20 protein-coding genes are annotated in these 21150 nt (G+C 71.5%); 12 read left to right on the top strand and 8 right to left on the bottom strand.

Annotated features, from left to right (window positions below):
- Positions 1-66: 66 nt before the first annotated feature.
- The 5 genes from I4Q55_RS43975 to I4Q55_RS43955 all read left to right on the top strand — a co-directional run bounded on the left by I4Q55_RS43975 (position 67) and on the right by I4Q55_RS43955 (position 7864).
- A complete protein-coding gene (locus I4Q55_RS43975; protein WP_206796702.1) occupies positions 67-1470 on the top strand; it encodes a M1 family metallopeptidase in 1404 nt (467 codons plus the stop codon).
- A gap of 125 nt (positions 1471-1595) precedes the next feature.
- A complete protein-coding gene (locus I4Q55_RS43970; protein WP_206796701.1) occupies positions 1596-3887 on the top strand; it encodes a glycoside hydrolase family 95-like protein in 2292 nt (763 codons plus the stop codon).
- 26 nt (positions 3888-3913) lie between these two features.
- Entirely contained in the window at positions 3914-6178 is a 2265-nt protein-coding gene (locus I4Q55_RS43965; RefSeq protein WP_206796700.1) for a Tat pathway signal sequence domain protein, read from the top strand.
- Between the two features lie 58 nt (positions 6179-6236).
- On the top strand, positions 6237-7106 hold the full coding sequence (locus I4Q55_RS43960) for a peptidylprolyl isomerase (protein WP_206796699.1): 870 nt from the start codon (positions 6237-6239) through the stop codon (positions 7104-7106).
- A 215-nt stretch (positions 7107-7321) separates the two neighbouring features.
- On the top strand, positions 7322-7864 hold the full coding sequence (locus tag I4Q55_RS43955; protein WP_206796697.1) for a hypothetical protein: 543 nt from the start codon (positions 7322-7324) through the stop codon (positions 7862-7864).
- Positions 7865-7868: 4 nt separating this feature from the next.
- Here I4Q55_RS43955 and I4Q55_RS43950 read toward each other — a convergent pair whose 3' ends face one another.
- Both I4Q55_RS43950 and I4Q55_RS43945 read right to left on the bottom strand, forming a co-directional pair.
- On the bottom strand, positions 7869-8735 hold the full coding sequence (locus I4Q55_RS43950; protein WP_206796695.1) for a PDR/VanB family oxidoreductase: 867 nt from the start codon (positions 8733-8735) through the stop codon (positions 7869-7871).
- Position 8736: 1 nt separating this feature from the next.
- Entirely contained in the window at positions 8737-9357 is a 621-nt protein-coding gene (locus I4Q55_RS43945; RefSeq protein WP_206796692.1) for an MSMEG_1061 family FMN-dependent PPOX-type flavoprotein, read from the bottom strand.
- 56 nt (positions 9358-9413) lie between these two features.
- Between I4Q55_RS43945 and I4Q55_RS43940 the strand changes: the two genes are divergently transcribed.
- A complete protein-coding gene (locus tag I4Q55_RS43940) occupies positions 9414-10031 on the top strand; it encodes a TetR/AcrR family transcriptional regulator (RefSeq protein ID WP_206796690.1) in 618 nt (205 codons plus the stop codon).
- On the opposite strand, the gene I4Q55_RS43935 is transcribed toward I4Q55_RS43940, so the two are convergent.
- From I4Q55_RS43935 to I4Q55_RS43925, 3 genes are read right to left on the bottom strand one after another with little or no spacing between them, the layout of a single operon-like run.
- On the bottom strand, positions 10021-11292 hold the full coding sequence (locus I4Q55_RS43935) for a right-handed parallel beta-helix repeat-containing protein (RefSeq protein ID WP_206796688.1): 1272 nt from the start codon (positions 11290-11292) through the stop codon (positions 10021-10023). The genes I4Q55_RS43940 and I4Q55_RS43935 overlap by 11 nt on opposite strands.
- Positions 11293-11335: 43 nt before the next feature.
- Positions 11336-12238 (bottom strand): phosphotransferase, encoded by a 903-nt coding sequence (locus tag I4Q55_RS43930; protein WP_206796685.1) that lies wholly within the window; start codon positions 12236-12238, stop codon positions 11336-11338.
- A complete protein-coding gene (locus I4Q55_RS43925) occupies positions 12239-12817 on the bottom strand; it encodes a response regulator transcription factor (protein WP_206796683.1) in 579 nt (192 codons plus the stop codon).
- Between the two features lie 23 nt (positions 12818-12840).
- Here I4Q55_RS43925 and I4Q55_RS43920 point away from each other — a divergent pair, with 23 nt between their 5' ends.
- Positions 12841-13830 carry a histidine kinase gene (locus I4Q55_RS43920; protein WP_206796681.1) on the top strand — a complete coding sequence of 330 codons (990 nt, stop codon included), beginning with the start codon at positions 12841-12843 and terminating at the stop codon, positions 13828-13830.
- On the opposite strand, the gene I4Q55_RS43915 is transcribed toward I4Q55_RS43920, so the two are convergent.
- The gene (locus I4Q55_RS43915) at positions 13772-14503 is read right to left on the bottom strand and encodes a polysaccharide deacetylase family protein (protein WP_242547822.1); all 732 of its coding nucleotides are present in this window, start codon (positions 14501-14503) and stop codon (positions 13772-13774) included. The two genes, I4Q55_RS43920 and I4Q55_RS43915, sit on opposite strands and share 59 nt — an antisense overlap.
- 110 nt (positions 14504-14613) lie before the next feature.
- On the opposite strand from I4Q55_RS43915, the gene I4Q55_RS43910 reads away from it, so the two are divergent.
- Positions 14614-14823 carry a helix-turn-helix domain-containing protein gene (locus I4Q55_RS43910; protein WP_374194541.1) on the top strand — a complete coding sequence of 70 codons (210 nt, stop codon included), beginning with the start codon at positions 14614-14616 and terminating at the stop codon, positions 14821-14823.
- Positions 14823-15485: a Clp protease N-terminal domain-containing protein gene (locus I4Q55_RS43905; RefSeq protein ID WP_206796679.1), complete on the top strand. Its 663-nt coding sequence runs from the start codon at positions 14823-14825 to the stop codon at positions 15483-15485. Before I4Q55_RS43910 ends, I4Q55_RS43905 begins: the two co-directional genes overlap by 1 nt.
- A gap of 128 nt (positions 15486-15613) precedes the next feature.
- On the opposite strand, the gene I4Q55_RS43900 is transcribed toward I4Q55_RS43905, so the two are convergent.
- Together I4Q55_RS43900 and I4Q55_RS43895 are read right to left on the bottom strand one after the other, a co-directional pair.
- Complete coding sequence (locus tag I4Q55_RS43900; protein WP_206796677.1) at positions 15614-16420, bottom strand: NAD(P)-dependent oxidoreductase; 807 nt, start codon at positions 16418-16420, stop codon at positions 15614-15616.
- 23 nt (positions 16421-16443) lie between these two features.
- The gene (locus I4Q55_RS43895; RefSeq protein ID WP_206796675.1) at positions 16444-17247 is read right to left on the bottom strand and encodes an IclR family transcriptional regulator; all 804 of its coding nucleotides are present in this window, start codon (positions 17245-17247) and stop codon (positions 16444-16446) included.
- A gap of 153 nt (positions 17248-17400) precedes the next feature.
- Here I4Q55_RS43895 and I4Q55_RS43890 point away from each other — a divergent pair, with 153 nt between their 5' ends.
- The 3 genes from I4Q55_RS43890 to I4Q55_RS43880 are packed head-to-tail and all read left to right on the top strand — an operon-like array spanning position 17401 to position 21149.
- Positions 17401-18909, top strand: coding sequence for a sodium:solute symporter family protein (locus I4Q55_RS43890; RefSeq protein WP_206796673.1), 1509 nt, complete (start codon positions 17401-17403; stop codon positions 18907-18909).
- 48 nt (positions 18910-18957) lie between these two features.
- The gene (locus tag I4Q55_RS43885) at positions 18958-19893 is read left to right on the top strand and encodes a 5-dehydro-4-deoxyglucarate dehydratase (RefSeq protein ID WP_206796670.1); all 936 of its coding nucleotides are present in this window, start codon (positions 18958-18960) and stop codon (positions 19891-19893) included.
- Positions 19893-21149: a glucarate dehydratase family protein gene (locus tag I4Q55_RS43880; protein ID WP_206796668.1), complete on the top strand. Its 1257-nt coding sequence runs from the start codon at positions 19893-19895 to the stop codon at positions 21147-21149. The genes I4Q55_RS43885 and I4Q55_RS43880 overlap by 1 nt, the downstream gene beginning before the upstream one ends.
- Position 21150: the final 1 nt, after the last annotated feature.

Here is a 21150-nt window from a genome sequence, read left to right as displayed (position 1 = left end):
GGCGCGCCGGACTCACCCGTTCGTGCGAGCCTGGTTCCAGCACGCACGACGAAAGGTTCGCCACGGGTGATTTCGAAGGCTCCCGCTCCCGGCGCGGACACCTCCGGCGACCCGTACCTGCCCGCGCACGGCAACGGCGGCTACCGGACCCGGCACTACGACCTGACCCTCGACTACAAGGTCGCACCGAACCGGCTTTCGGCGTCGGCGGTGATCACCGCGGAGGCGACGCAGGCGCTGTCCCGCGTCAGCCTCGACTTCGGCGAGTTCCGGATCAACCGGGTGCTGGTCGACGGGAAGGCCGCGAAGTACCTCAAGCGCGGCGTGAAGCTGCACGTCAAGCCGGCGAAGCCGATCCCGGCGGGCGCGGTGTTCACGGTCGAGGTCCACTACGTCGGCAACCCGCGCCCGGTGGGCAGCCGCTGGGGTGACGTCGGCTGGGACGAGCTGACCGACGGCGCGCTGGTGGCGAGCCAGCCGGTCGGGGCGCCGTCGTGGTTCCCGTGCAACGACCACCCGGCGGACAAGGCGGCGTACCGGGTGAGCGTGACGACGGCGTCGCCGTACCTGGTCGCGGTCACCGGAACCCTGGTCGAGCGCTCGACGTCGGCGAGCACGACCCGCTGGGTCTTCGAGCGGCCGGAGCCGACGGCGACGTACCTGATGAGCGTCCAGATCGGCCGCTACGACGACGTCGAGCTGACCGGCCGCGGCTGGGGATCACCCGCGGGGGCGGCCGGACGCCTCCTGAGCCTCGGCTTCGGCCGCGGCGGCGTCGAGTCGGTCACCCCGACGGTCCCGCAGCACGCGGCGGTACCTCCGCGGCTGCGGCGCGCGTTCGAGCGCGACTTCGGGCGGCAGGGCCGGATGATGGAGTTCCTGCAGCGGCTGTTCGGCCCGTACCCGTTCGCCGAGTACGTCATCGTGATCACCGACGACGACCTCGACGACCCGATCGAGGCCCAGGGGATGGCGATCTTCGGCGCCAACCACGTCGACGGCCGCCGCACCCACGAGCGGCTCGTGCTGCACGAGCTGGCCCACCAGTGGTTCGGCAACAGCCTGACGGTGGCGGACTGGCGCCACATCTGGCTGAACGAGGGCTTCGCGACGTACGCGGAGTGGCTGTGGTCCGAGGAGATCGGCGGGCCGTCCGCCGCGGCGCTGGCCGCGAGCTGGTACGCCCGCGTCAAGGCCAAGCCGGCGGACGTCCGGATCGCCGACCCCGGGGTGGCCCGGATGTTCGACGAGCGCGTCTACAAGCGCGGCGGGTTGACGCTGCACGCGCTGCGGGCGGAGCTGGGGGACCCGGCGTTCTTCGCACTGCTGAAGTCGTGGGCGGCGGAGTACCGGCACGGGCTGGTCACCACGGAGGCGTTCGTGGCCGCGGCGGAGGCGCAGGCCGGGCGGCCGCTGGGGGCGTTCTTCACCCGCTGGCTGCACACGCCGGCGCTGCCGCCACTTCCCTGATTCATCGGATGTCTCTGCCGCTTTCCGGGTGAACATCCCTGGCATTTTGGGCTGCCCTCTGCAAGTATGACCGGACGCCGCCGCATGATCTCGCCGAAACGTAGTATGAATTCGGAGGATGCTTCATGGACGCAGTGTCCCGGCGGACGGTGCTCCGCGCTGCCTCGGTCCTGACCGGGGCCGCCGCCTTCGGGGGTTTGTGGTCCCAGGCCGCCCCGCCCGCGCTCGCGAAAGCCGACCCGTACCGGGATGTCGCCGGCGATGCGCGGATGCTCTGGCGGCGGCTGCCGAAGAACTGGCGGGAAGGCCCGTTCCTCGCCAACGGCTACCTCGGCGTCCAGGTCTACGCCGGGAAGACGCCGGAAACCCTCAAGTTCATGCTGAGCCACACCCAGGTGCAGGACCAGCGCATCCAGTGGGAAGCCGGCATCGGACTCTCCCGCCTGCCGATCGGCTACCTCACACTCACCCTGGCCGGCGCGATCACCGCCGTCGACTGGACCCTCGACCTCTACAACGCCGAGCTCGGCGGCACCATCACCACCACGCAGGGTTCGGTCGCCTTCTCCGCCGTCGTGCACAACGACCTCGGCGTGCTGCTCGTCTCCCTGACGCCGAGCGCGGGAGAAGCGAAAGCCGCCTGGGCGTTCCAGCCCCTCGAATCCGCCACCACCCGGACCGTCCGCAAGCCGCCCGAGTACGTCGCCAACCCGGCGCCCGAGCAGGCCGACGGCTACTGCGCCCAGCCCCTGCTCGCCGGTGGCGGGTACACCACGGCGTGGCAGGAACGCGTCATCGGCACGAGACGGCTGTTCGCCGCCACGGTCGCATACAGCTTCCCGGGCACCACGCACACCGCCGAGGCGAAAGAAGCCGTGCGGAAAGCGCTTGCCGCCCGTCCGGACGCCCTGCTCGCCCGGCACCGCCGCTGGTGGAACGACTACCACCGGCGCAGCTTCGTCTCGGTGCCCGACAAGCAGGTGCAGCGCTTCTACTGGATCCAGCTGTACAAGATCGCCGCCGCCACCCGCGCGGAGGGGCCGGTCGTGTCCGAGTGGGGGCCGTGGTTCCCCGAGGTCGGCAACAGCTGGACCGCCGTCTGGTGGAACCTCAACGTCCAGGTCACCTACCCGATCGTCAACAGCACCAACCACCCCGAGCTCGACGCCGTCACCGAGACCTTCCGGCGCGACCACGCGAATCTCGAGGTGTCCGTCCCGCCCGCGTACCGCGACGGCGACACCTACGCCCTTTCGCACCCGGGCGATTGGCGGCTGCGCCCCGGTGGCACGCGCTCGGTGGGCGTCCCCGGGACGACGTCCAAGACCGACCAGACCGGGAACCTGCTGTGGGGCCTGCACAACGTCTGGCTGGCCTACCGCCACCACATGGACAAGCGCGTGCTCCGCGACGTCCTCTACCCGACACTGGCCAAGGCGCTGAACTTCTACCGCCACTTCCTGTTCACCGGCCCGGACGGGGCCCTGCACCTGCCGCTGACCCGGTCGCCGGAGTACGCCGACGCGCCGGACTGCACCTACGACCTGTCGCTGATCCGGTGGGCGGCCCGCACGCTCGTCGACTCCGCCCGGATTCTCCGCCTCGACGAACCGCGCGTGCCGATCTGGCGGGAAATCGGCGCGAAACTCGTTCCCTACCACGAGGACCCAGCTGCCGGAGTCCTGATCGGTGACGGCGTTCCGCTGGCCGCGTCGCACCGGCACTTCTCGCACCTGCTCTGGCTGTACCCGCTGCGCGAAAAGGTCTGGGACTCCCCGGGCGACCGGGACATCATGACGCGCACCTTCACCCACTGGGCCGCCGACCAGACGGCGTGGCACGGCTACAGCTACGCGGCCGCGTCGTCGATGAGCTCGGTGATGGACGCGCCCGAAGAAGCGTTGCGGTACCTGAAGTTCTTCCTCGACCGGAACGTCGTGGCCGACACCGAGCTGACCGCGAACACGATGTACCGCGAGGGCTCCAACTTCGCCATCGAGAGCCCGATCACCGCGGCACAGTCCGTGGTGGACATGCTCATGCAGGGCTCCGGCGGGGTGCTCAAGGTCTTCCCGTCGGTCTCGGCGACCTGGCGGGACGCCTCGATCGCCGGGCTGCGCGCGGAAGGGGCGTTCCTCGTGGACGCCTCCCGCCGCGACGGCCGGACTGAATTCGTCCGCGTGCGCAGCGAAGCCGGCGAACCCCTGGTGCTCCAGCACGGCGTCGCCGGGGACGTCGACGTCCGCGACGAGCACGGCCGCCGGCTGCCGTGGCGGGCGGCCGGGCCCGGGCGGATCGCCATCGGGCTGCGGCGCGGCGGCACCGCCGTCGTCACCCCGCGGGGTGGCCGGGCGGACTTCGCGCCACGGGACGTCCCCGCACTGGGTCCCGCCCCGGCGTGGGGCCTGCCGAGCTGAACTCCGCTTTCGACAAGGAGGCCGGAATGGACATCACTCGCAGAACCGTGCTCGGCGGGGCGCTCGCCGGGCTGGCCACCGTCGGCTTGAGCCCCGCGTCCGCCGAAGCGGGCAGCGACGACTTCGGCTGGGCCGGGTTCCTGGGCACCGCGGACCTGGTCTGGCGGCGGCTGCCGAAGACGTGGTACGAGGGCCCGTTCCTGGGCAACGGGTTCCTCGGCTCCGGGATCTACGCCGAGCCCGGGCGGAATGCGATCCGGTTCAACGTCCAGCACAGCCAGGTCCAGGACCACCGGCCGGAGTTCGGCTCGCTGTTCGGCCTGGCCCGGCTGCCGATCGGGTACTTCACGCTCGAACCGGTCGGCGCGATCACCGCGGTCGACTGGCGGCTGGACCTGTGGAACGCCGAGCTGACCGGCACGATCACGACAGCGGCGGGAAGCCTGAGCCTGCGCGCGATCGTCCACACCGGACAGTCGTTGCTCGCCGTCGAAATCCGGCCGTCCGAAGGGGAACGCGGGTTCGAGTGGGTGTTCCACCCGGCGGTCGCGGTCAGCCCGCGAGCCGACCCGGTGTGGAACAAGCCGCCGCCCGCCGGGTACACCGCGAACCCGCCGGTACAGCTGTCGGCGAGCGGTGACACGCAGCTGGCCGTCCAGCCGCTGCTGGCCGGCGGCGAGCACGTCACGGCGTGGCGGGAAGTCGCACGCGGCGGCACGCGGACGCTGTACACGTCCGTGGCCTGGTCGCACCCGGAGAAGACGTCGGTGGCGCGGGCGCTGGGTACGGTCCGGACGAGGGAGTTCGCCGCGCTCACGCAGGATCACCGGCGCTGGTGGCACGGCTACTACCGGCAGAGCTTCCTGTCCATTCCGGACACCCGGCTCCAGAGCTTCTACTGGATCCAGCTGTACAAGGTCGCCTCGGCGGCGCGGCGCGAGGCGCCGGTGATGGCGACGTCCGGGCCGTGGCTGGAGAACACGCCGTGGCCGGCGACCTGGTGGAACCTCAACGTCCAGCTCGAGTACTGGCTGATCCACGGCTCGAACCACCTGGAGCTGGACGCCGTCAGCCACGCGTTGGACAAGTACCGGGCCAACCTGGCTTCGCAGGTCGCGTCCCCGTACCAGGCCGACTCCGCCGGTATTCCCCGGACGACGGACATGACGCTGCTCAACGGCGTCTCGAACGCCACGAGCGGCTTCCCGGTCGGGATCCCGGGGCAGGACACGCCGACACCGGAAGTCGGCAACCTGACCTGGGCGCTGCACAACGTGTGGCTGTCCTACCGGCACACGATGGACCCCGCGCTGCTGCGGAACACGCTGGTTCCGTTGCTGCGCAAGGCGATCAACTACTACCTGCACTTCCTCGCGCCGGGGCCGGACGGGAAGCTGCACCTGCCGCCGACGTTCTCGCCGGAGTACGGCGTCAACGCCCCGGACTGCACCTACGACCTCTCGCTGATCCGCTGGGGCTGCAAGACGCTGCTGCAGCACGCGCCCGGCGACCCGCTGGCGTCTCGCTGGCGGAACGTCCTGGCGACGCTGGTGGACTACCCGGCCGACGTCAACGGCTACATGATCGGCGCCGGCGTGCCGTTCGCGAAGTCGCACCGGCACTACTCGCACCTGCTGCAGATCTACCCGCTTTACGACGTCACGTGGGAGCAGCCGGAGCACCGGGCGATCATCGAGACGTCGCTGAACCACTGGGTCGGCTTCGAAGGCGCGTTGCAGGGCTACACCTTCACCGGGGCGGCCTCGATCTCGGCGCAGATGCTGCGCGGCGAGCAGGCCGCGTTCTACCTCGGCGAGCTGCAGCGGCGGTACATCCAGCCGAACACGATGTACAAGGAGTCCGGCCCGGTCATCGAGACGCCGCTGTCGGCGGCGAAGTCCCTGCAGGACATGCTGGTGCAGAGCTGGGGCGGGGTGATCCGGCTGTTCCCGGCGGTGCCGGCGGCCTGGGGCGACGTCGCCTTGCGGGACTTCCGCACCGAAGGCGCGTTCCTGCTCAGCGCGTCCCGTGCCGGCGGGAAGACGCGCTGGCTGAAGGTGCGCAGCGAGGCCGGGGCCCCCTGCGTGCTGCGGCCGGGCATCGACGGCGAGCTGGCGGTGACGGACGCGCGAGGCCGGGCCCGGCGCTGGCGGCGGCTGGCGAACGGCGACGTCCAGGTCGAGCTCGGGTGCGGCGAAGACGCGTTCGTCCACCGGAAGGGGGATCGGCCGGACTTCGGCGTCCGGCCGGTCGCGCCGGGCGGGGCGAGCGCGCCGTGGGGACTGCCGTGATCGGCGTGTTCGCCCGGTCCTGACGCAGTAAGGTGCTCTCCGACGAAGGGGAGCGTGGATGAGCGAGCCGGGCGGCAGACCGGGGCCGTATTCGCCGTGGCCGCAGCCGAAGCAGTCGTCGACCACGGCGATCGCGCTGGTCACCGGCTCGGTCCTGGTCGTCGTGGTGATGGCGCTGGTGTTCCTGGCCTGGGGCTACCCCGGGTTCCTGCGCAAGCCGGACGGTGAGGCAGGCGGCGTGATCTGGACCGCGACGACGTCTTCGTCCCCGCGGACGACCGTGTCCGGCACGCCGGCCGCGATCCCCGGCGGCCGGGCGCCGATGCCGAAGCGGGCGAAGCCGCTGGCCGACCCGGTGACCTGCGCGTTCACTCCGGACCCGACCTCGCCGGCCCCGAAGAAGGTCGCGCTGCCGCCGGACGGCCCGGCGCCGTCGAAGGGGACCGTCGACGTCCGGCTGGCGACGACCGCGGGCGACATCGGGCTCACCCTGGACCGCGCCTTGGCGCCGTGCACCGTGGTCAACTTCCTGAGCCTGGCCCGGCAAGGGTTCTACGACGGCACGTCGTGCCACCGGCTGTCGGTGAGCACCGGACTGCAGATGCTCCAGTGCGGCGACCCGACCGGCGACGGCACCGGCGGCCCGGGCTACACGATCCGCGACGAGCTGTTCCCCGGGCTGACGTACGGCCGCGGCGTCCTCGCGATGGCGAAGACGCAGGCCCCGGACTCCGGTGGTTCCCAGTTCTTCCTGGTCTTCGGCGAGATCACGATCCCGCCGGAGTACACGGTCTTCGGCAGCATCGACGACCCGGGCCTCGACGTCCTGGACCGCGTCGCCCGCGCCGGAACCGACCCGGCCAAGCCCGGCATCGGCGACGGCAGCGGCCCACCCAAGGTCCCCGTCACCTTCACCCGCGTTTCTTGACCGTGCGGCAAGAGGCATCACCCGTGATTGAGCGGGCATCACCTGTGATTGGCGGGGCATCGCGTCCGATGCCCCGCCAATCACGAGTGATGCCTCTCCAGACACGTGTGATGCCCCTTCAAGCACGGGTGGTTCCGCCGTTCGGCTGTAACACGCAGGGTGATCGTCACGACTCGTGAGAGGACGGATACGGACACGGCTCATCGGGGGTCGGGATGGCCGAGGGAAGCTTCTGGAAAACGGCGCCGGGTGTGCTGACCGCCGTGGCGGGCGTGATCACGGCGGTCGGCGGGTTGCTGGCCATCCTGTTCCAGGTCGGGGTCCTCGGCGGCGCCGACAAACCGCCGCCCGCGGCTTCCAGCGGGAGTCCGACCTCGGCGGTGGCCTCCTCGACGGCCGCCGACACGGCAGGCCAGGGCGGGAAGCCGTGGAACGAGGCCACCGCGGTGATCACCCCGAAGGAGGGCGATCCCGTCGAGGCCCCCGCCTCGACGGTCCGCTTCTGCATCGGCGCCGGAATGGGGATCAACCTGAACGACAGCCTGGACGTCGCCTTCGAGAAGATGTCCGGGCTCGAGGTCCTGCGGTCCGACCCAGCGCTCTCCGCCGGCGGCAAAGCCACCGTCAAGGTGCACCTGACCACCGGAAAGGACGTGTCGGGCACGATCACGTCGGGCTGCGACTTCTTCGCCCAGACCGACATCGGCCGCTACAGCCTCTACCCGGACCGGCTGGCGAAGATCGAGTTCCGGCGCTGACCGCTCAGAGGTCCAGCACGAGCCGCGGCGAGCGGGCGCGGGACACGCACGGGTACGTCCGGCCGGCAGCGGCGCCGATGTCGTCGCGGTGCTCGGGTTCGCCCTCGACGACCGCGACTTCGCAGCTGCCGCACACCCCCTCCCGGCACGCCGACGGCACCGGCTTCCCGGCGTGGTTCAGCGCGTCCAGCAGCGACTCGTCCGCCGGGACCTCGACCACGTCGCCGGACCGGGCGCACACCACCGAGAACGCGGTATCCGGCCCGAACGTCCGCCGGGTCGGCTCGAAGCGTTCGGTGTGCACCGCGGGGAACACCGCTTCGGCCGCGTCGACCATGGCCGCCGGGCCGCAGCAGTAGACGTCCGCGGCCGGGAACTCGCGCGCCAGCGCCGCGAGGTCCGGACGGCCGAGCCGCACGCGTTCCCCGTACCGGGCCGACAGCTCCGCGGCGAACGGCCGGCCCGCGTACGCCAGCGTCACCGCGGCACCGGCCGCGACGGCGGCACGCAGCATCGGCATGATCGGCGTGATCCCGATCCCGCCCGCCACGAACAGGTACTCGCCGGCGGGCATCAGCGGGAAGTGGTTGCGGGGCAGCGAAACCGGCAGCGTGCGGCCCGGTTGCAGGAACAGGTGGACGTACTCCGAGCCCCCGCGGCTCAGCGGGTCGTGGCGGACGGCGACGCGGTACTCCGAGAGATCGCCGGGGTCGCCGCACAGCGAATACTGCCGTGTCAGCCAGTTGGGCAGCTCCAGGTCGATGTGCGCGCCCGGCTCCCACGGGGCCAGCGGGCCTTCGTCGCCGCGCAGCACGAGCAGGACGACATCGTCGGTGACGTGCTCGAGGCGCTCCAGGATCGTCTTCTGCATGTCAGTACAGCTTCCGGTAGCCGTCTTCGAGGAGCCGGTCGAGCAGGCCTGCGTCGAGGTTCATCTTCTCGGCGGCTATCTCGCCCGCCGACGGCAGTTCCGCGGCCAGCGCCCGGCTCGCCGGGTCCCACAGGCGCGACCGGATCAGCGCGCGGCCGCAGTGGAAGTACACCTCGGCGACGTCGACGACGATCGCCAGCACCGGCGCCTTCGCCTCGGCGCGCATCCGGGCGAGCACGTCCGGGTCGTCGGTGACGTACGCGCTTCCGTTGACCCGCAACGTCTCCCGCATGCCGGGGACGAAGAACAGGAGGCCGACGCCGTCGTTCTCGGCGATGTTGCGGAAGGAGTCGGCGATCTTGTTGCCGGGCCGGTCGGGCAGGGCCAGGGTGCGCTCGTCGAGCACCTTGACGAAGCCGGGGTAGTCGCCGCGCGGCGAGCAGTCGGCGCGGCCCGCGGCGTCCGCGGTCGCCAGCGTGAGGAACGGCGAGTGCGCGATGAAGCGGCGGGCGTGGATGTCGACGCGGTCGCCGATCTTGGCCTTGATCATCGCCTCGGGCTCGCCCAGCCGGGTCGCCACCTCGGCCGCGGAGACGCGGCGCAGCGTGTTTGTGCTGGTCATGCCACAATTATGAGCAAATACTCAGTTCTTGACTACTCGCTTTCCCGGAGGGTTCCGTGCCGTCGGACCAGCGCCGCATCCAGCCACGTAAACAGCCGCGCCAGGTGCGTGCCGAGCTGACCCGGCAGCGGATCCTGACCGCGGCTGCTCACGTTTTCGCCGAGCACGGCTACGCGGCCGGCACCACCAACCGCATCGCCGAGCGCGCCGGGATCTCGATCGGCTCGCTGTACCAGTACTTCCCGAACAAGGACGCGATCCTCGCCGAGCTGCTGACCCGCCACCTCGACGGCGGCACGGCGGCCGCGACGAAGGTCCTGGCCGGCCCGCTGCCGGACTCGATCGAGGAGATCTTCCGCGTCTTCGTCCGGCTCGCCCTCGAGGCCCACCTCGACGACCCGCACCTGCTGCGCATGCTGCTGGAGCAGGCCCCGCGGTCGGACGAGCTGCTCGAACGGGTCGGCCGGGTGAAGCGGACGATGGTGGGCCACACCCGCGACCTCCTGGACGGCCACCCCGAAGTCCGCGTCGCCGACACCGCCACGGCGGCCCGCCTGGTCATCGCGACGGTCGAGCTGGCCGTCCACGACCTGCTGGCCGAGCCCGACCCGATCGACGCCCGGCGGCTCGAAGACGAGATGGTCGCGATGCTGACCCGGTACGTCACGGGGTGAACTGGTAGGCGCCGGCGTCGATCCGGGTGCCGACCGCGGTGCCGTCGACGTCGATGTCCGCGTACTTCGTGACGCCGAGGCCGATCGCCGGGCTGCCGGCCTTGAGGACGAGGTTCGTCGCGGACGTGAACTTCGGGTCGGCGACCTTGTCCGTGGTGCCGGGGGTGAACTGCCGCCGGCCACCGAAGAAGACGTTGTGGTCGGTTGCGGTCCAGCCGGTGTCGGCGTACCCGGCCTTCAGCGCGGCCTGGATGACGTTCTGGGTGAGCTTGAGCGTCTGGTTGGTGCAGCCGCCGTAGCAGACGAACCCCTCGGATTCGGCGTGGCTCAGCCGGACGGAGTTGTTGCGGAAGACCGTGCCGGTCACCGGGCCGTTGCCGTCCTGGGCGCCGCGCGTCACGATGCCGCCGCGCGTCTTGGCGCCGAAGACGGCGTTGTACTCGTAGACGTTGTTGCGGGACACGCCGTCCGGGTCCTTCGCGTCGGTGCCGAGCTCGGTGAAGGACTCGTTGTCCTCGGAAATGTTGTGGTGGATGACGTTGTCCGAGCCGTAGAAGACCTCGACCGCGGCGCCGTCGAGGCCACCGAAGTCGTCGCTCACCGCGATGGAGCCGCTGATCCGGTTCCAGCCGATGTCGGACCCGTTGCCCTGCACCAGGATCGCGAACGCGCCGGAGTCGTCGTTGCCGCCCGGCGTCACGACGGTCATGTGGTTGTTGTCGACGAGGTCGTTCTGGGTGACCTCGGTACCGTCGGCGCTCGGCGCGATGTAGACGCCCGCGCCGGCCCCGGTGATGTGGTTCGAGAGCACCTTGTTGTGGTCCCCGCCGACCTCGACGCCGGCCCACGAGCAGCGCCCGGCGTCGGCCGCGACGCCGACCTGCAGGTCCCGCACGGTGATGTAGTCGCCCGGGAGGTTGACGCAGGCTTCGTCGTTGCCCTGGACGATCGGGCGGGCGCCGGTACCGTAGGCGCCGATGGTCACCGGCGCGGCGGCCGAGCCCTTGCCGGAGACGGCGAGGCCACCGGTCCAGGTCCGCCCGCGCCGCAGCAGCACGGAGTCACCGGGCTTGAGTTCCGTCGCGGCCACCTTGGCGAGGGACTTCCACGGGGCGGCCTGCGTCCCGGCCGCGCTGTCGTTGCCGAGGGCCTGGTCGACGTAGTAGGTGTTCGGCGCGGCGGCGGCGCCGGTGGCGGTGACCGTGGTGGCGGCGAGCGCGGCGAACACGCCGAGCGAGAGCAGTTTCCACTGGTTCGACATGGCGGGCGACGGTAACCCGGTGGCGTACACGGGCCGTACAAGTTCAAGCGCCCGCCCGGCGGAGCCGTTCGGCGGCCTGGTGGCGGACCGCGTCGCCGCACACCGGGCGGTCGCCGTGCAGCGCTTCCCAGCGGGCGTTGTGCAGGGCCGGCCACAGGCTCGCCGCCCACGCGATCTCCAGCTCTTCGGGAGTGAACCGGCGTCCCCGGAGCTCCTGGTAAGCCGCCAGGAACGCGGCCGAACTCGAGACCGGTGCCAACGTCGGCGGTGCCGCACTGGCGAACGCCCCGGACGCCGCACCCGCCAACGCGGCTTCCGGTTGCCACGCCAGGCTGTCCCAGTCGTCCACCGACCAGATCTCGCCGTCGCGCCAGCGGAGGTTCTGCGCTTCGAAGTCGGCGTGCCCCAGGACGCCGGGCAGGTCCGCGGCCAGCAAACGCTTGCGCGCCCGGACCGCCGTCTCGGTCACCACCGCGGGCACCGCGCGCTGGTCCCGCGAGTCCAGGAAACCGAGAGCCGGCCACAACCCCGGGTCAGTGTGGTCCCACCGCGCCCACCGCGGGTTCGGCAGCGGCGGGGGGACCACCACGCCGGTCAGCTCGGCCATCAGCCGGGCGAACACCGCCGCGTAGCGCACGGCGACGTCCGGGCTGTCGCCCGGCAGCAGGACACCGCCGGGCCGGAACTCCTCCGCGTGCACCGCCAGCCCGCCGGCGGCGATCGCCGGTGTCAGCGGCCGCGGACACGGGAACCCGCGCTCCGCCAACCCGGTCTGCGCGGCGACGCACGCCGCCGCCCGGCCGTCGTCCTCGCGGGCCTTGACCACGACCTCCCGGCCGTCGGCCAGCCGCAGGCCGGCGACCTCCGACAGCGACCGCCGCTCGAACAGCACCGCGGCCGGCGCGGCACCCAGATGGGTCGCGCACCAGGACGGCAGCCAGTCCACTCAGCGGTCCCGGGCCACGAGCGCCGCCTGGGTCCGGCTCGTCACGCCCAGCTTGGCCAGGACGTTGCCGACGTGCACCTTCACCGTCCGCTCCGCCAGCCGCAACCGGGTGGCTATGTCGCGATTGGACAGTCCCTCGCCCAGCAGCTCCAGCACGTCCCGCTCGCGCGGCGTCAGCGCCCCGCCGCCGCTCAGCGCCGACGCCACCGCCGGGCTCAGTGCCGTCACGCCCTGGTGCGCGGCGCGGACCGCGGCCGCGAGCTCGTCGCCCGAGGAGTCCTTCAGCACGAACCCGGCCGCGCCCGCGCCGAGGGCTTCGCGGATTTCGCGGGGACGGCCGACCGTCGTCAGCATCAGGACCCGGGGCGCCGCCGGGCCGAGCCGGCGCAGGACTTCGAGGCCGTCCAGCCCCGGCAGGTAGAGGTCGAGCAGGACCACGTCGGCCTCGACGGGCGAGGCGAGCAGTTCCGGCCCGCTCGAGTACTGCGCGACCACCTCGAGGTCCGGCTGCGCGCCCAGGATCAGCGCGATCCCCTCGCGCACCAGCGCGTGGTCGTCGACGACCTGAACCCGGATCATGTCCGGCACTCTACTGTCGGCGCATGCGCCAGTCTCTCGTCACGACGGCCGCGGTCGCCGCGGTGTTCTTCGCCAGCGGGGCGTGGACGCCGCAGCAGGGGTGGCTCGCCGCCGGGCTCAGCGCGGCCCAGCTCGTCCCGCTGCTGTGGTCCCGCCGGGCGCCGGCCCTCGTGCTCGTGGTGGTGACCCTCGCGACGGCCGGGCACCTGCTGCTCGACCAGCCGCGCAACACGATGTACGTGCCGGTGCTGCTCGCCCTCTACAGCACACCGCAGCGGTGGCTCGCGGCGTCGGCGGCACTGGTGGTCGGCGTCGCCGTGTTCCCGGCGAAGGGCCTGCTCGACGGCACGGTCCTGGCGGTTACGATCGCCGCGGTGGCCTGGCTGCTCGGCGCCGAACGCCGGCGCGCGCTCGCCGACCGGGCCGAGCGGGCGGCCCGGCGGCTGCACGACACGCTCGCCCAGACCACGGCCGTCATGCTCGTGCAGGCCGAGACGCTGCGCGCGGTCGGCGACCTGACCGCCGCCGACCGCGAACGCCTCGACACCCTGCTGGCCGCCGGCCGGGGCGCGCTCACGCTCGTCCGCCGCACGCTGGACGACCTGCGCGACGACGCCGAACGCGCCCCGGACCTGGCCGAGGTGCTGGCCCGGCTCCGCACCGCGGGCCTGGTCCTCGACCGCGACCCGGTGCTGCCCGAGCTGCCGCGCCCGGTGCGGGAGCTGGCCGAGCGGTTCATCGCCGAGACGGCGGTGAACGCCTTGCGGCACAACGGCCCGGGTGTCCGGCTGCGCCTGGCCGTCCAGGCCGGCGACCGGGTGACGATCACCGCGCGGAACACGCTCAAGGGAACGGCACCCGCGGGCGGCGGCTACGGGCTGGCCGGGCTCGCGGAGCAGGCCGCAGCCGCCGGGGGAGCGGTGTCGTTCGGGCCGCGCGACGGCGAGTGGGTCGTCAGCGTCGAGCTGCCAGCAGCTGCGCCACGGTCACGAACCGGAAGCCGCGCTGCTTGAGCTGGTCGACGATCGGCCCGATCGCCTGCCGGGTCTGCTCGCGCGCCGGGTACATCGGGTGCAGCAGGATGATCGACCCGGGCCGCACCTGCTCGACGGTCGTCTTCTCGATGGTGGCGGCGTCGGGCGTGCCGGCGGAGTCCGGTTCGACGTCCCAGGTGACGGTCGTGCGGTTGTGCTCGGCCAGGTAGTACGGCAGCGCGAAGAGCTTCTTGCCGTTCGGCGGCCGGAACACGATGTCGCCGGTGTAGCCGGTGGTGCGGATGAGGGCGTCGGTGGCTTCGATCTCGTCGGCGACCCAGGACGGCGTCACGCCGATCATCCGGTCGTGGCTGAAGCTGTGGTTGCCGAGCTCGTGCCCGGCGGCGGCGATGTCCTTCGCCAGGTCGGGATGCGCGGCGATGTCGCGGCCGATGAGGAAGAAGCTCGCGGGCACCTGACGGCTCTTCAGCGTGTCGAGGACCGACTTCGTCCCGGCCGGATCGGGCCCGTCGTCGAAGGTGAGGGCGACGAGCTTTTCGCCGGTCTCGACGCGGCTCACGAGGGTGCCGAAGAACTGGAACGTCCGCGAGTCGGCGACCTGCAGCAGCGTGTAGGCACCGGCGATGACGACGACCAGCACGCTCGCCACGGCGATGGTCCACTTCCGGGCCCGGCGGGATTTCAAGATCATGGCCGTCACCCTGGCGGCGGTGCCGGGCGGGGGGAAGCCGCAAAGGTACTAGTACCCGTCAGCATATGTTGACGCGCGTCGAGGTGTCAGCATAAGCTGACGAGGTGAGTCTGACGACCGATCTCGACCACGCGATGCGCAGCACCGATCCGGACGTCGCGCTGCGGGCCGTCGCGCGGTTGCGGCGGCTGACCGAGCAGCTCGAGGCCGACCGGGTGGCGGCCGCGCGGCGGGCCGGCTGGTCGTGGCAGGACATCGCCGAGCGACTCGGCGTCACCAAGCAGACCGTGCACCGCAAGCACCGCGGCCGGGAGGGCTGATGTTCCAGGGCGACGATCCCGCGGTGGGGCGGGCGATGCGCCGGGCGTGCCGGCTGGCGCGCGAGCTCGGGCACCCCCGGGTCGGCAGCGAGCACTTGCTGCTCGCGCTCACCGAAGGACCGTTGTCCGGGCTCGCCGGCATCGAGCAGGCGGTGCACCGGGCGGCCCCGGACGGCGCGGGCGTGGCCGCCGACCGCGAAGCGCTGGCCACACTCGGCGTCGACCTCGGGACACTGCCGGGAGCCTTCGCGGACCGGCGACCGGCCAAGGAGCCCCTGTTCCCGCTGGGCGTGGGGAAAGCCCGGCGGCGGTGCGCCCGGGCGGTGCCGCCGGTCGGCCTGGACGTCCAGGCGGTCTACGCCGCGTCCCTGCGGCTCGCGCTCGCCCGCCGGGAGCGCCGGCACCGCGTCGAGCACCTGGCGCTGGCGCTGGTCACACTCGACCCCGGCGCCGAGTGGATCATGCGGACGGCCGGCGCGGACCGCGCCGAGCTGCTGGCCCGCCTCGCCGCGGCCTTCCCGCCGCCGCGGCGCAACCGGCTGCTGCGGGCCGAGCGCCGGGTGGGCCGCCGGTCCCGATGCGGCGACATCGTGCGGCGCTACCAGCACACGACGGGCCGCTCGGCGGTCGCACCATCGGCGCTCGCCGCTCTGATCCACTGACACCGCCCCGGCTTGTTGCCCGGTCGCCAGCGCCCCAATGTGGCCTTCGGTGCGTTCAACGCACCGAAGGCCACATTGGGTGCGTTGAACGCAACCAAGGCCACATTGGGGCGCTCGGGGCGGACCCGTCAGAGCGGGTTGAACACTCCCAGCGGCGCCGTGCAGAACGGGCCGCCGACGTACTCGGCCGCGGGGCCCGTCGGCGCCGGCTTCGAGGCCAGCTGGTCCGCGTACACCTCCGCGTCGTCCAACGACTTGTAGCCCAGCGCCTCGGCTTCCTCCAGCGAGTAGATCCGGCGCGTGTTGTCCGAGACGCCCCAGATCAGCCGGTACCCCGGCGAAGGCGCCGAAAGACACGCCTCGAACAGCCGCGCGGCGTCGTCGGGGGACAGCCACGTCGTCAGGCCGCGGGGGCCCAGCGGCAACGGAGTCTCGAAGCACGAGCCGATCCGGATCACGATCACGTCCATGCCGAACCGCGAGTGGTACAGGCTTCCCAGCGCCTCGATCGCCGCCTTCGAGACGCCGTAGTACGTGTCCGGGCGGGGTGAGCTGTCCGCCGGGAGGTCCGAATCCACCCGGCGGAACCCCACCGCGTGGTTGCTCGACGCCAGGATCACGCGCGTAATGCCCGCCGCGCGCGCCGCTTCCAGGACCGTCTGCGTCCCGTTGATGTTGACGTCCAGGGTCTCTTCCCACGAGTTCTCACGGCTGTGCCCGCCCAGGTGGATCAGCGCGTCCACGCCCTCGCACGCCGACGCCATCGCCGCGGCGTCGGTGACCGACGCCGTCACGATCTCTTCGGAAGCGTCGGACGCCGTCTGCGGGGCCAGGTCGAGCAGGCGCAGCACCCGGCCGGGGCGGCGCAGGCGGGGGCGCATCAGGGTGCCGACGACACCCGCCGACCCGGTGATGAGCACGCGCTGGTCCGTCATGGGGTTCCTTTCACACAGAAGGGTCAACGGATGCCGGCGCGGCGCAGCTGCTGCCCGAGCTCGGCGGTGGTTTCGGTGAGCAGCTCGCCGACGCGGCGGGCGTCGTCGTCGGTCACCTGGGCGATCGGCATCGAGCAGCTGATCGCGTCGGTGCCCGGGATGCGATAGGGGATCACCGCGGCGACGCACCGGACGCCGAGTGTGCCTTCCTCGACCTCGGCGGCGTACCCGCGTTCGCGGGTGGCGGCGAACTCGGCGTGCAGGCCTTCGAGCGTGGTGATGGTGTTCGGCGTCAGCGCCGGCAGCGTCGCCGGCATCAGCGCCTCGATCTCGTCGTGCGTCAGCTCGGCCAGCAGTGCCTTGCCCAGCGCGGTCGCGTGCGCGGGCAGCGTGCGCCCGACGCGCGAGACGAGGTGTGTCGAGCGCTGCGACTCCCGCGTCTCCAGGTAGACGACCTCGGTGCCGTTGCGGCGCGCGAAGTGCGCGGTGAAGCCGGTCTTCTCCCGGATGCGCTCCAGCGCTTCGGTGGCGAACGGGACGACGGCGTCGCGGTCGAGGTACGCCGTGCCGCAGATCAGCGCGCGGACGCCGAGGCGGTAGCGGGCGGTGTTCGTGTCGGCTTCCAGCCAGCCGGCCTCCAGGAGCGTCCGCAGCAGGCCGTGCAGCGACGAGCGCGGGAAACCGGTACGCGCGTGGAGGTCCGAAAGCGAGAGCCAGACGTCGTTCGCCGCGAACGTCTCGATGAGGTCGATGGCCCGGCGCGCGGACTTCACGCCCGACGACTCGGCCGGGGCGCTCTCGGCCGCGTTGTCCACCTTCTGCGGCATTTGTGCTCCTCCGTCCGGCCGTTGACTTGTGACCCCGGCCATATTAGCGTCCCGAACGATGTTCTTATGGATGAACATAATCACTATAACAGACTCCGTTCATAGATGTGAACAGCAAGACCGCATCGACGTGGACGCGGAAGGGAGCCTGCGGTGCACGCACTCGACTGGACGATGATCTGCGCGTACTTCGCGCTGATGATCGTGATCGGCTGGTGGTCGCACAAACGGGTCAGCGACGTGAAGGACTTCTTCACCGCCGGCGGCAAGATGCCGTGGTGGCTGGCCGGCATCTCGCACCACATGTCCGGTTACAGCGCCGTGCTCTTCGTCGCGTACGCGGGCGTCGCGTACACCAGCGGCGTCACCGTGTACTTCTGGGGCTTCGCCAGCATCGGCATCGGTGTGGGCATCGGCAGCTGGCTGTTCGCCGCCCGCTGGAACCGGCTGCGCTCCAAGCTCGGCGTCGCCTCGCCGCTGGAGTACCTGGCCAAGCGGTACAACGTGCCGACGCAGCAGGCCCTCGCGTGGAGCGGCAGCCTGCTGAAGATCTTCGACATCGCGGCCAAGTGGTTCGCCGTCGCGACGCTGCTGCACGTCTTCGCCGGCCTCGACTACAACCTCGGCATCCTCATCACCGGCGCGGTCACCCTGATCTACTGCACCATCGGCGGCCTGTGGGCCGACGCGCTCACCGACTTCGGCCAGTTCGTCATCCAGGCCATCGCCGCCATCGTGATGATCGTCGTCGTCCTCGGCAAGCTGGGCGGGATCTCCGCGCTCTGGACGATGTGGGACAAGCTGCCCGAAGGGCACGTCAACCCGGTGACGTCCAAGTACACCACCATCTTCCTGCTCGTCTACGTGCTCGTGAAGACGCTGGAGTACAACGGAGGCATGTGGAACCTGGCGCAGCGGTACATGGCCGCGCCGAACACCCACGAGGCCAAGCGCGGCGCCCGCCTTTCGTCGGCGCTGTACCTGCTGTGGCCGCTGGTGCTGATGTTCCCGATGTTCGCGGCGCCGCTGCTCATCCCCGGCGTCAAGGACCCGACGCAGTCGTACGCGATCATGACCACGACGTTCCTGCCGCCCGGCCTGATCGGCCTGGTGCTGGCCGGCATCTTCTCGCACACCATGGCGATGGTCTCCTCCGACGCCAACGCGATCTCCGCGGTGATCACCCGCGACATGATCCCCGCGGTGTTCAAGAAGACCCGGCGGTGGACCGACGTCCAGGGCCTGAAGGCGGCGCGGGTCACCACGGTCGTCTTCGTCGCGCTGACCATGCTCGTGGCCACGCAGGCGCAGAACCTCGGCGGGGTGCTGCAGATCGTCGTCAACTGGGTCGCCGCGCTGATGGGCCCGATCTCGATCCCGCTGCTGCTGGGCATGCTGCCGTGGTTCCGCAAGTGCGGTCCCCGCGCCGCGCTGATCTCCTGGGCGGGCGGCCTGATCGACTACGCACTGGTGTACTACGTGTTCGAGGCGAACCAGACCGTGCTGGTCGCGACGCCGATCCTGGTTTCGCTCGCCCTCTACGTCGGTCTCGGTCTGCTGTTGCCCGAGCGCAGCGCGGCCGCCGATGAGATCGTCGACACCGTGAACACCGCCGACGACGACGTCGACCGCAAGAAGGAAGGCACGGCCGTGCCCGCCTGACGTGGCCACCCCGGCCGAACCGAAAAAGGACGAGAGAGCAGAAAACTGATGGCACAGAACGAGATCGAGCTGGACGGCCTGCTGGCGTTCCCCCTCACCCCGTTCACCGAGGACCTCGAGGTCAACCTCGACGCGCTCGCGGAGAACGTGGAGAGCCACATCGCGGCGGGCGCCGGTGCGCTGTTCGTCGCGTGCGGCACCGGCGAGTTCAGCTCGCTCTCGCCCGCCGAGGTCACCTCGGTGCTCGCCCGGGCCCGGGAGGTGGCCGCCGGCCGCGTCCCGGTCTGGGTGGGCGCCGGGGGTGGCGCGGCGTCGGCGCGGGCCGGCGTCGCGGCGGCTCAGGCCGGCGGCGCGGACGGCGTCCTGCTGCTGCCGCCGTACCTGGTCACCGGGCCGTCGGCGGGCCTGGTCGACTTCGTGCGGTACGCCGTCGGCGACTCGTCCGTGCCGGTCATCGTCTACCACCGCGGCACCGGCGTGTTCACCGCGCCGGCCGCCGCGTCGCTGCTCGACATCCCGTCGGTCGTGGGCTTGAAGGACGGCTACGGCGACGTCGAGTGCATGACCCGGATCGTCACCACGATCCGGGCGCCGGCCACCGAGCGGGCGCGGAACTTCCTGTTCTTCAACGGGTTGCCGACCGCGGAGGTCTCGGCCAGGGCGTACGCCGCGATCGGTGTCGCCCGGTACTCCTCGGCGGTGCACTGCTTCGCGCCGGAGATCGCGCACCGCTTCCACCGCGCGCTCGGTGAAGGCGACACGCGGGTGATGGACGCCCTGCTCACCGGCTTCTACCTGCCTCTGGTGGCGTTGCGAGACGAGACACCCGGCTTCGCCGTCTCGCTGGTGAAGGCCGCCGCCCGGCTGCGCGGCGACAAGGTCGGCCCGGTCCGGCCCCCACTGGTCGAACCGACACCGGAGCAGATCCGCCGGCTGGAGAAGGTCGTCGAGGACGGCTTCGTGACGCTGAAGGGGCTCGGCTGATGCGGATCCTCGACGTGGTGCTGACCCCGGTCGCGTTCGCGGACCCGCCGCTGCTCAACGTCATGGGCGTGCACGAGCCGTTCGCGCTGCGCAGCGTCGTCCAGGTCAAGTGCGAGGACGGGATCGTCGGGCTCGGCGAGTCCTACGGCGACGACGCCTTCCTCGGCGAGGTGCGCAAGGTGCTGCCGCGGCTGCGCGGCCACGACGTGTTCGACCTGCCCGGCCTGCAGCGGCTGGTCACGGAGGCGCTGTCGGACACGGTGCTGACCGACGCGCACGGCCTGATCGGCGGGTTCTCCATCCGCAAGACCATCGGCAGCGTGTACTCGCTGTTCGAGGTCGCCTGCCTGGACGCGCAGGGGCACTACCTGGGCCGTCCGGTGACCGACCTGCTCGGCGGCCGGGCCCGCGACGCCGTCGAGTTCTCCGCCTACCTGTTCTACAAGTACGGCAAGCACGTCGACGGCCGCGAGGACTCCTGGGGCGAGATCACCACGCCGGAGTCGCTGGTCGGGTCGGCGAAGCGGATGGCCGACGAGTACGGGTTCAAGTCGATCAAGCTGAAGGGCGGGGTCTTCGAACCCGCCCAGGAGATCGACGGCATCCGCGCGCTGGCAGAGGCGTTTCCCGGGCACCCGCTGCGGATCGACCCGAACGGCGCCTGGACGGTCGAGACGAGCATCCGCGTCGCTCGCGAGCTCGACGGCGTCCTGGAGTACCTCGAAGACCCGACACCGGGCATCGACGGCATGGCGCGGGTCGCCGCGGCGGCGTCGATGCCGCTGGCCACCAACATGTGCGTGGTGAACTTCGGCGACATCGAGCCGGGTTTCCGGGCGCGGGCGATCGGCGTGCTGCTGTCGGACCACCACTTCTGGGGTGGCTTGCGCGCGACGCAGGCGTTGTCGGTGACGTGCGAGAGCTTCGGCGTGGGCCTCTCGATGCACTCCAACAGCCACCTCGGGATCAGCCTGGCCGCGATGGTGCAGGTCGCCGCGGCGACGCCGCACCTGACCTACGCGTGCGACACGCACTGGCCGTGGAAGGTCGAGGACGTCGTCGAACCGGGGGTGCTGGAGTTCCGCGAGGGTGCCGTCGCGGTGCCCACGACCCCGGGCCTGGGTGTCACGCTCGACGAGGACGCGCTGGCCCGCCTGCACGAGAACTACGTCCGATGTGGACTGACGAAGCGCGACGACGGGACCTACATGCGCAACTTCGTCCCGGGTTTCGAAGCCAACACGGCGAGGTGGTGAG

It is taken from the genome of Amycolatopsis sp. MtRt-6, from assembly GCF_017308975.1.
In the GTDB taxonomy this organism is placed as follows: domain Bacteria; phylum Actinomycetota; class Actinomycetes; order Mycobacteriales; family Pseudonocardiaceae; genus Amycolatopsis.
Note: the sequence above shows the minus strand (reverse complement) of the source record. Positions and strands in the feature narration are given on the sequence as shown.

What these genes read in the sequence shown, in the direction of transcription:
- I4Q55_RS43925 (WP_206796683.1), bottom strand. Translation starts at nt 12,817, where the DNA reads ATGATCCGGGTTCAGGTCGTCGACGACCACGCGCTGGTGCGCGAGGGG.
- I4Q55_RS43955 (WP_206796697.1), top strand. Translation starts at nt 7,322, where the DNA reads ATGGCCGAGGGAAGCTTCTGGAAAACGGCGCCGGGTGTGCTGACCGCC.
- I4Q55_RS43965 (WP_206796700.1), top strand. Translation starts at nt 3,914, where the DNA reads ATGGACATCACTCGCAGAACCGTGCTCGGCGGGGCGCTCGCCGGGCTG.
- I4Q55_RS43905 (WP_206796679.1), top strand. Translation starts at nt 14,823, where the DNA reads ATGTTCCAGGGCGACGATCCCGCGGTGGGGCGGGCGATGCGCCGGGCG.
- I4Q55_RS43950 (WP_206796695.1), bottom strand. Translation starts at nt 8,735, where the DNA reads ATGCAGAAGACGATCCTGGAGCGCCTCGAGCACGTCACCGACGATGTC.
- I4Q55_RS43970 (WP_206796701.1), top strand. Translation starts at nt 1,596, where the DNA reads ATGGACGCAGTGTCCCGGCGGACGGTGCTCCGCGCTGCCTCGGTCCTG.
- I4Q55_RS43900 (WP_206796677.1), bottom strand. Translation starts at nt 16,420, where the DNA reads ATGACGGACCAGCGCGTGCTCATCACCGGGTCGGCGGGTGTCGTCGGC.
- I4Q55_RS43895 (WP_206796675.1), bottom strand. Translation starts at nt 17,247, where the DNA reads ATGCCGCAGAAGGTGGACAACGCGGCCGAGAGCGCCCCGGCCGAGTCG.
- I4Q55_RS43920 (WP_206796681.1), top strand. Translation starts at nt 12,841, where the DNA reads ATGCGCCAGTCTCTCGTCACGACGGCCGCGGTCGCCGCGGTGTTCTTC.
- I4Q55_RS43960 (WP_206796699.1), top strand. Translation starts at nt 6,237, where the DNA reads ATGAGCGAGCCGGGCGGCAGACCGGGGCCGTATTCGCCGTGGCCGCAG.
- I4Q55_RS43945 (WP_206796692.1), bottom strand. Translation starts at nt 9,357, where the DNA reads ATGACCAGCACAAACACGCTGCGCCGCGTCTCCGCGGCCGAGGTGGCG.
- I4Q55_RS43915 (WP_242547822.1), bottom strand. Translation starts at nt 14,503, where the DNA reads ATGATCTTGAAATCCCGCCGGGCCCGGAAGTGGACCATCGCCGTGGCG.
- I4Q55_RS43880 (WP_206796668.1), top strand. Translation starts at nt 19,893, where the DNA reads ATGCGGATCCTCGACGTGGTGCTGACCCCGGTCGCGTTCGCGGACCCG.
- I4Q55_RS43885 (WP_206796670.1), top strand. Translation starts at nt 18,958, where the DNA reads ATGGCACAGAACGAGATCGAGCTGGACGGCCTGCTGGCGTTCCCCCTC.
- I4Q55_RS43935 (WP_206796688.1), bottom strand. Translation starts at nt 11,292, where the DNA reads ATGTCGAACCAGTGGAAACTGCTCTCGCTCGGCGTGTTCGCCGCGCTC.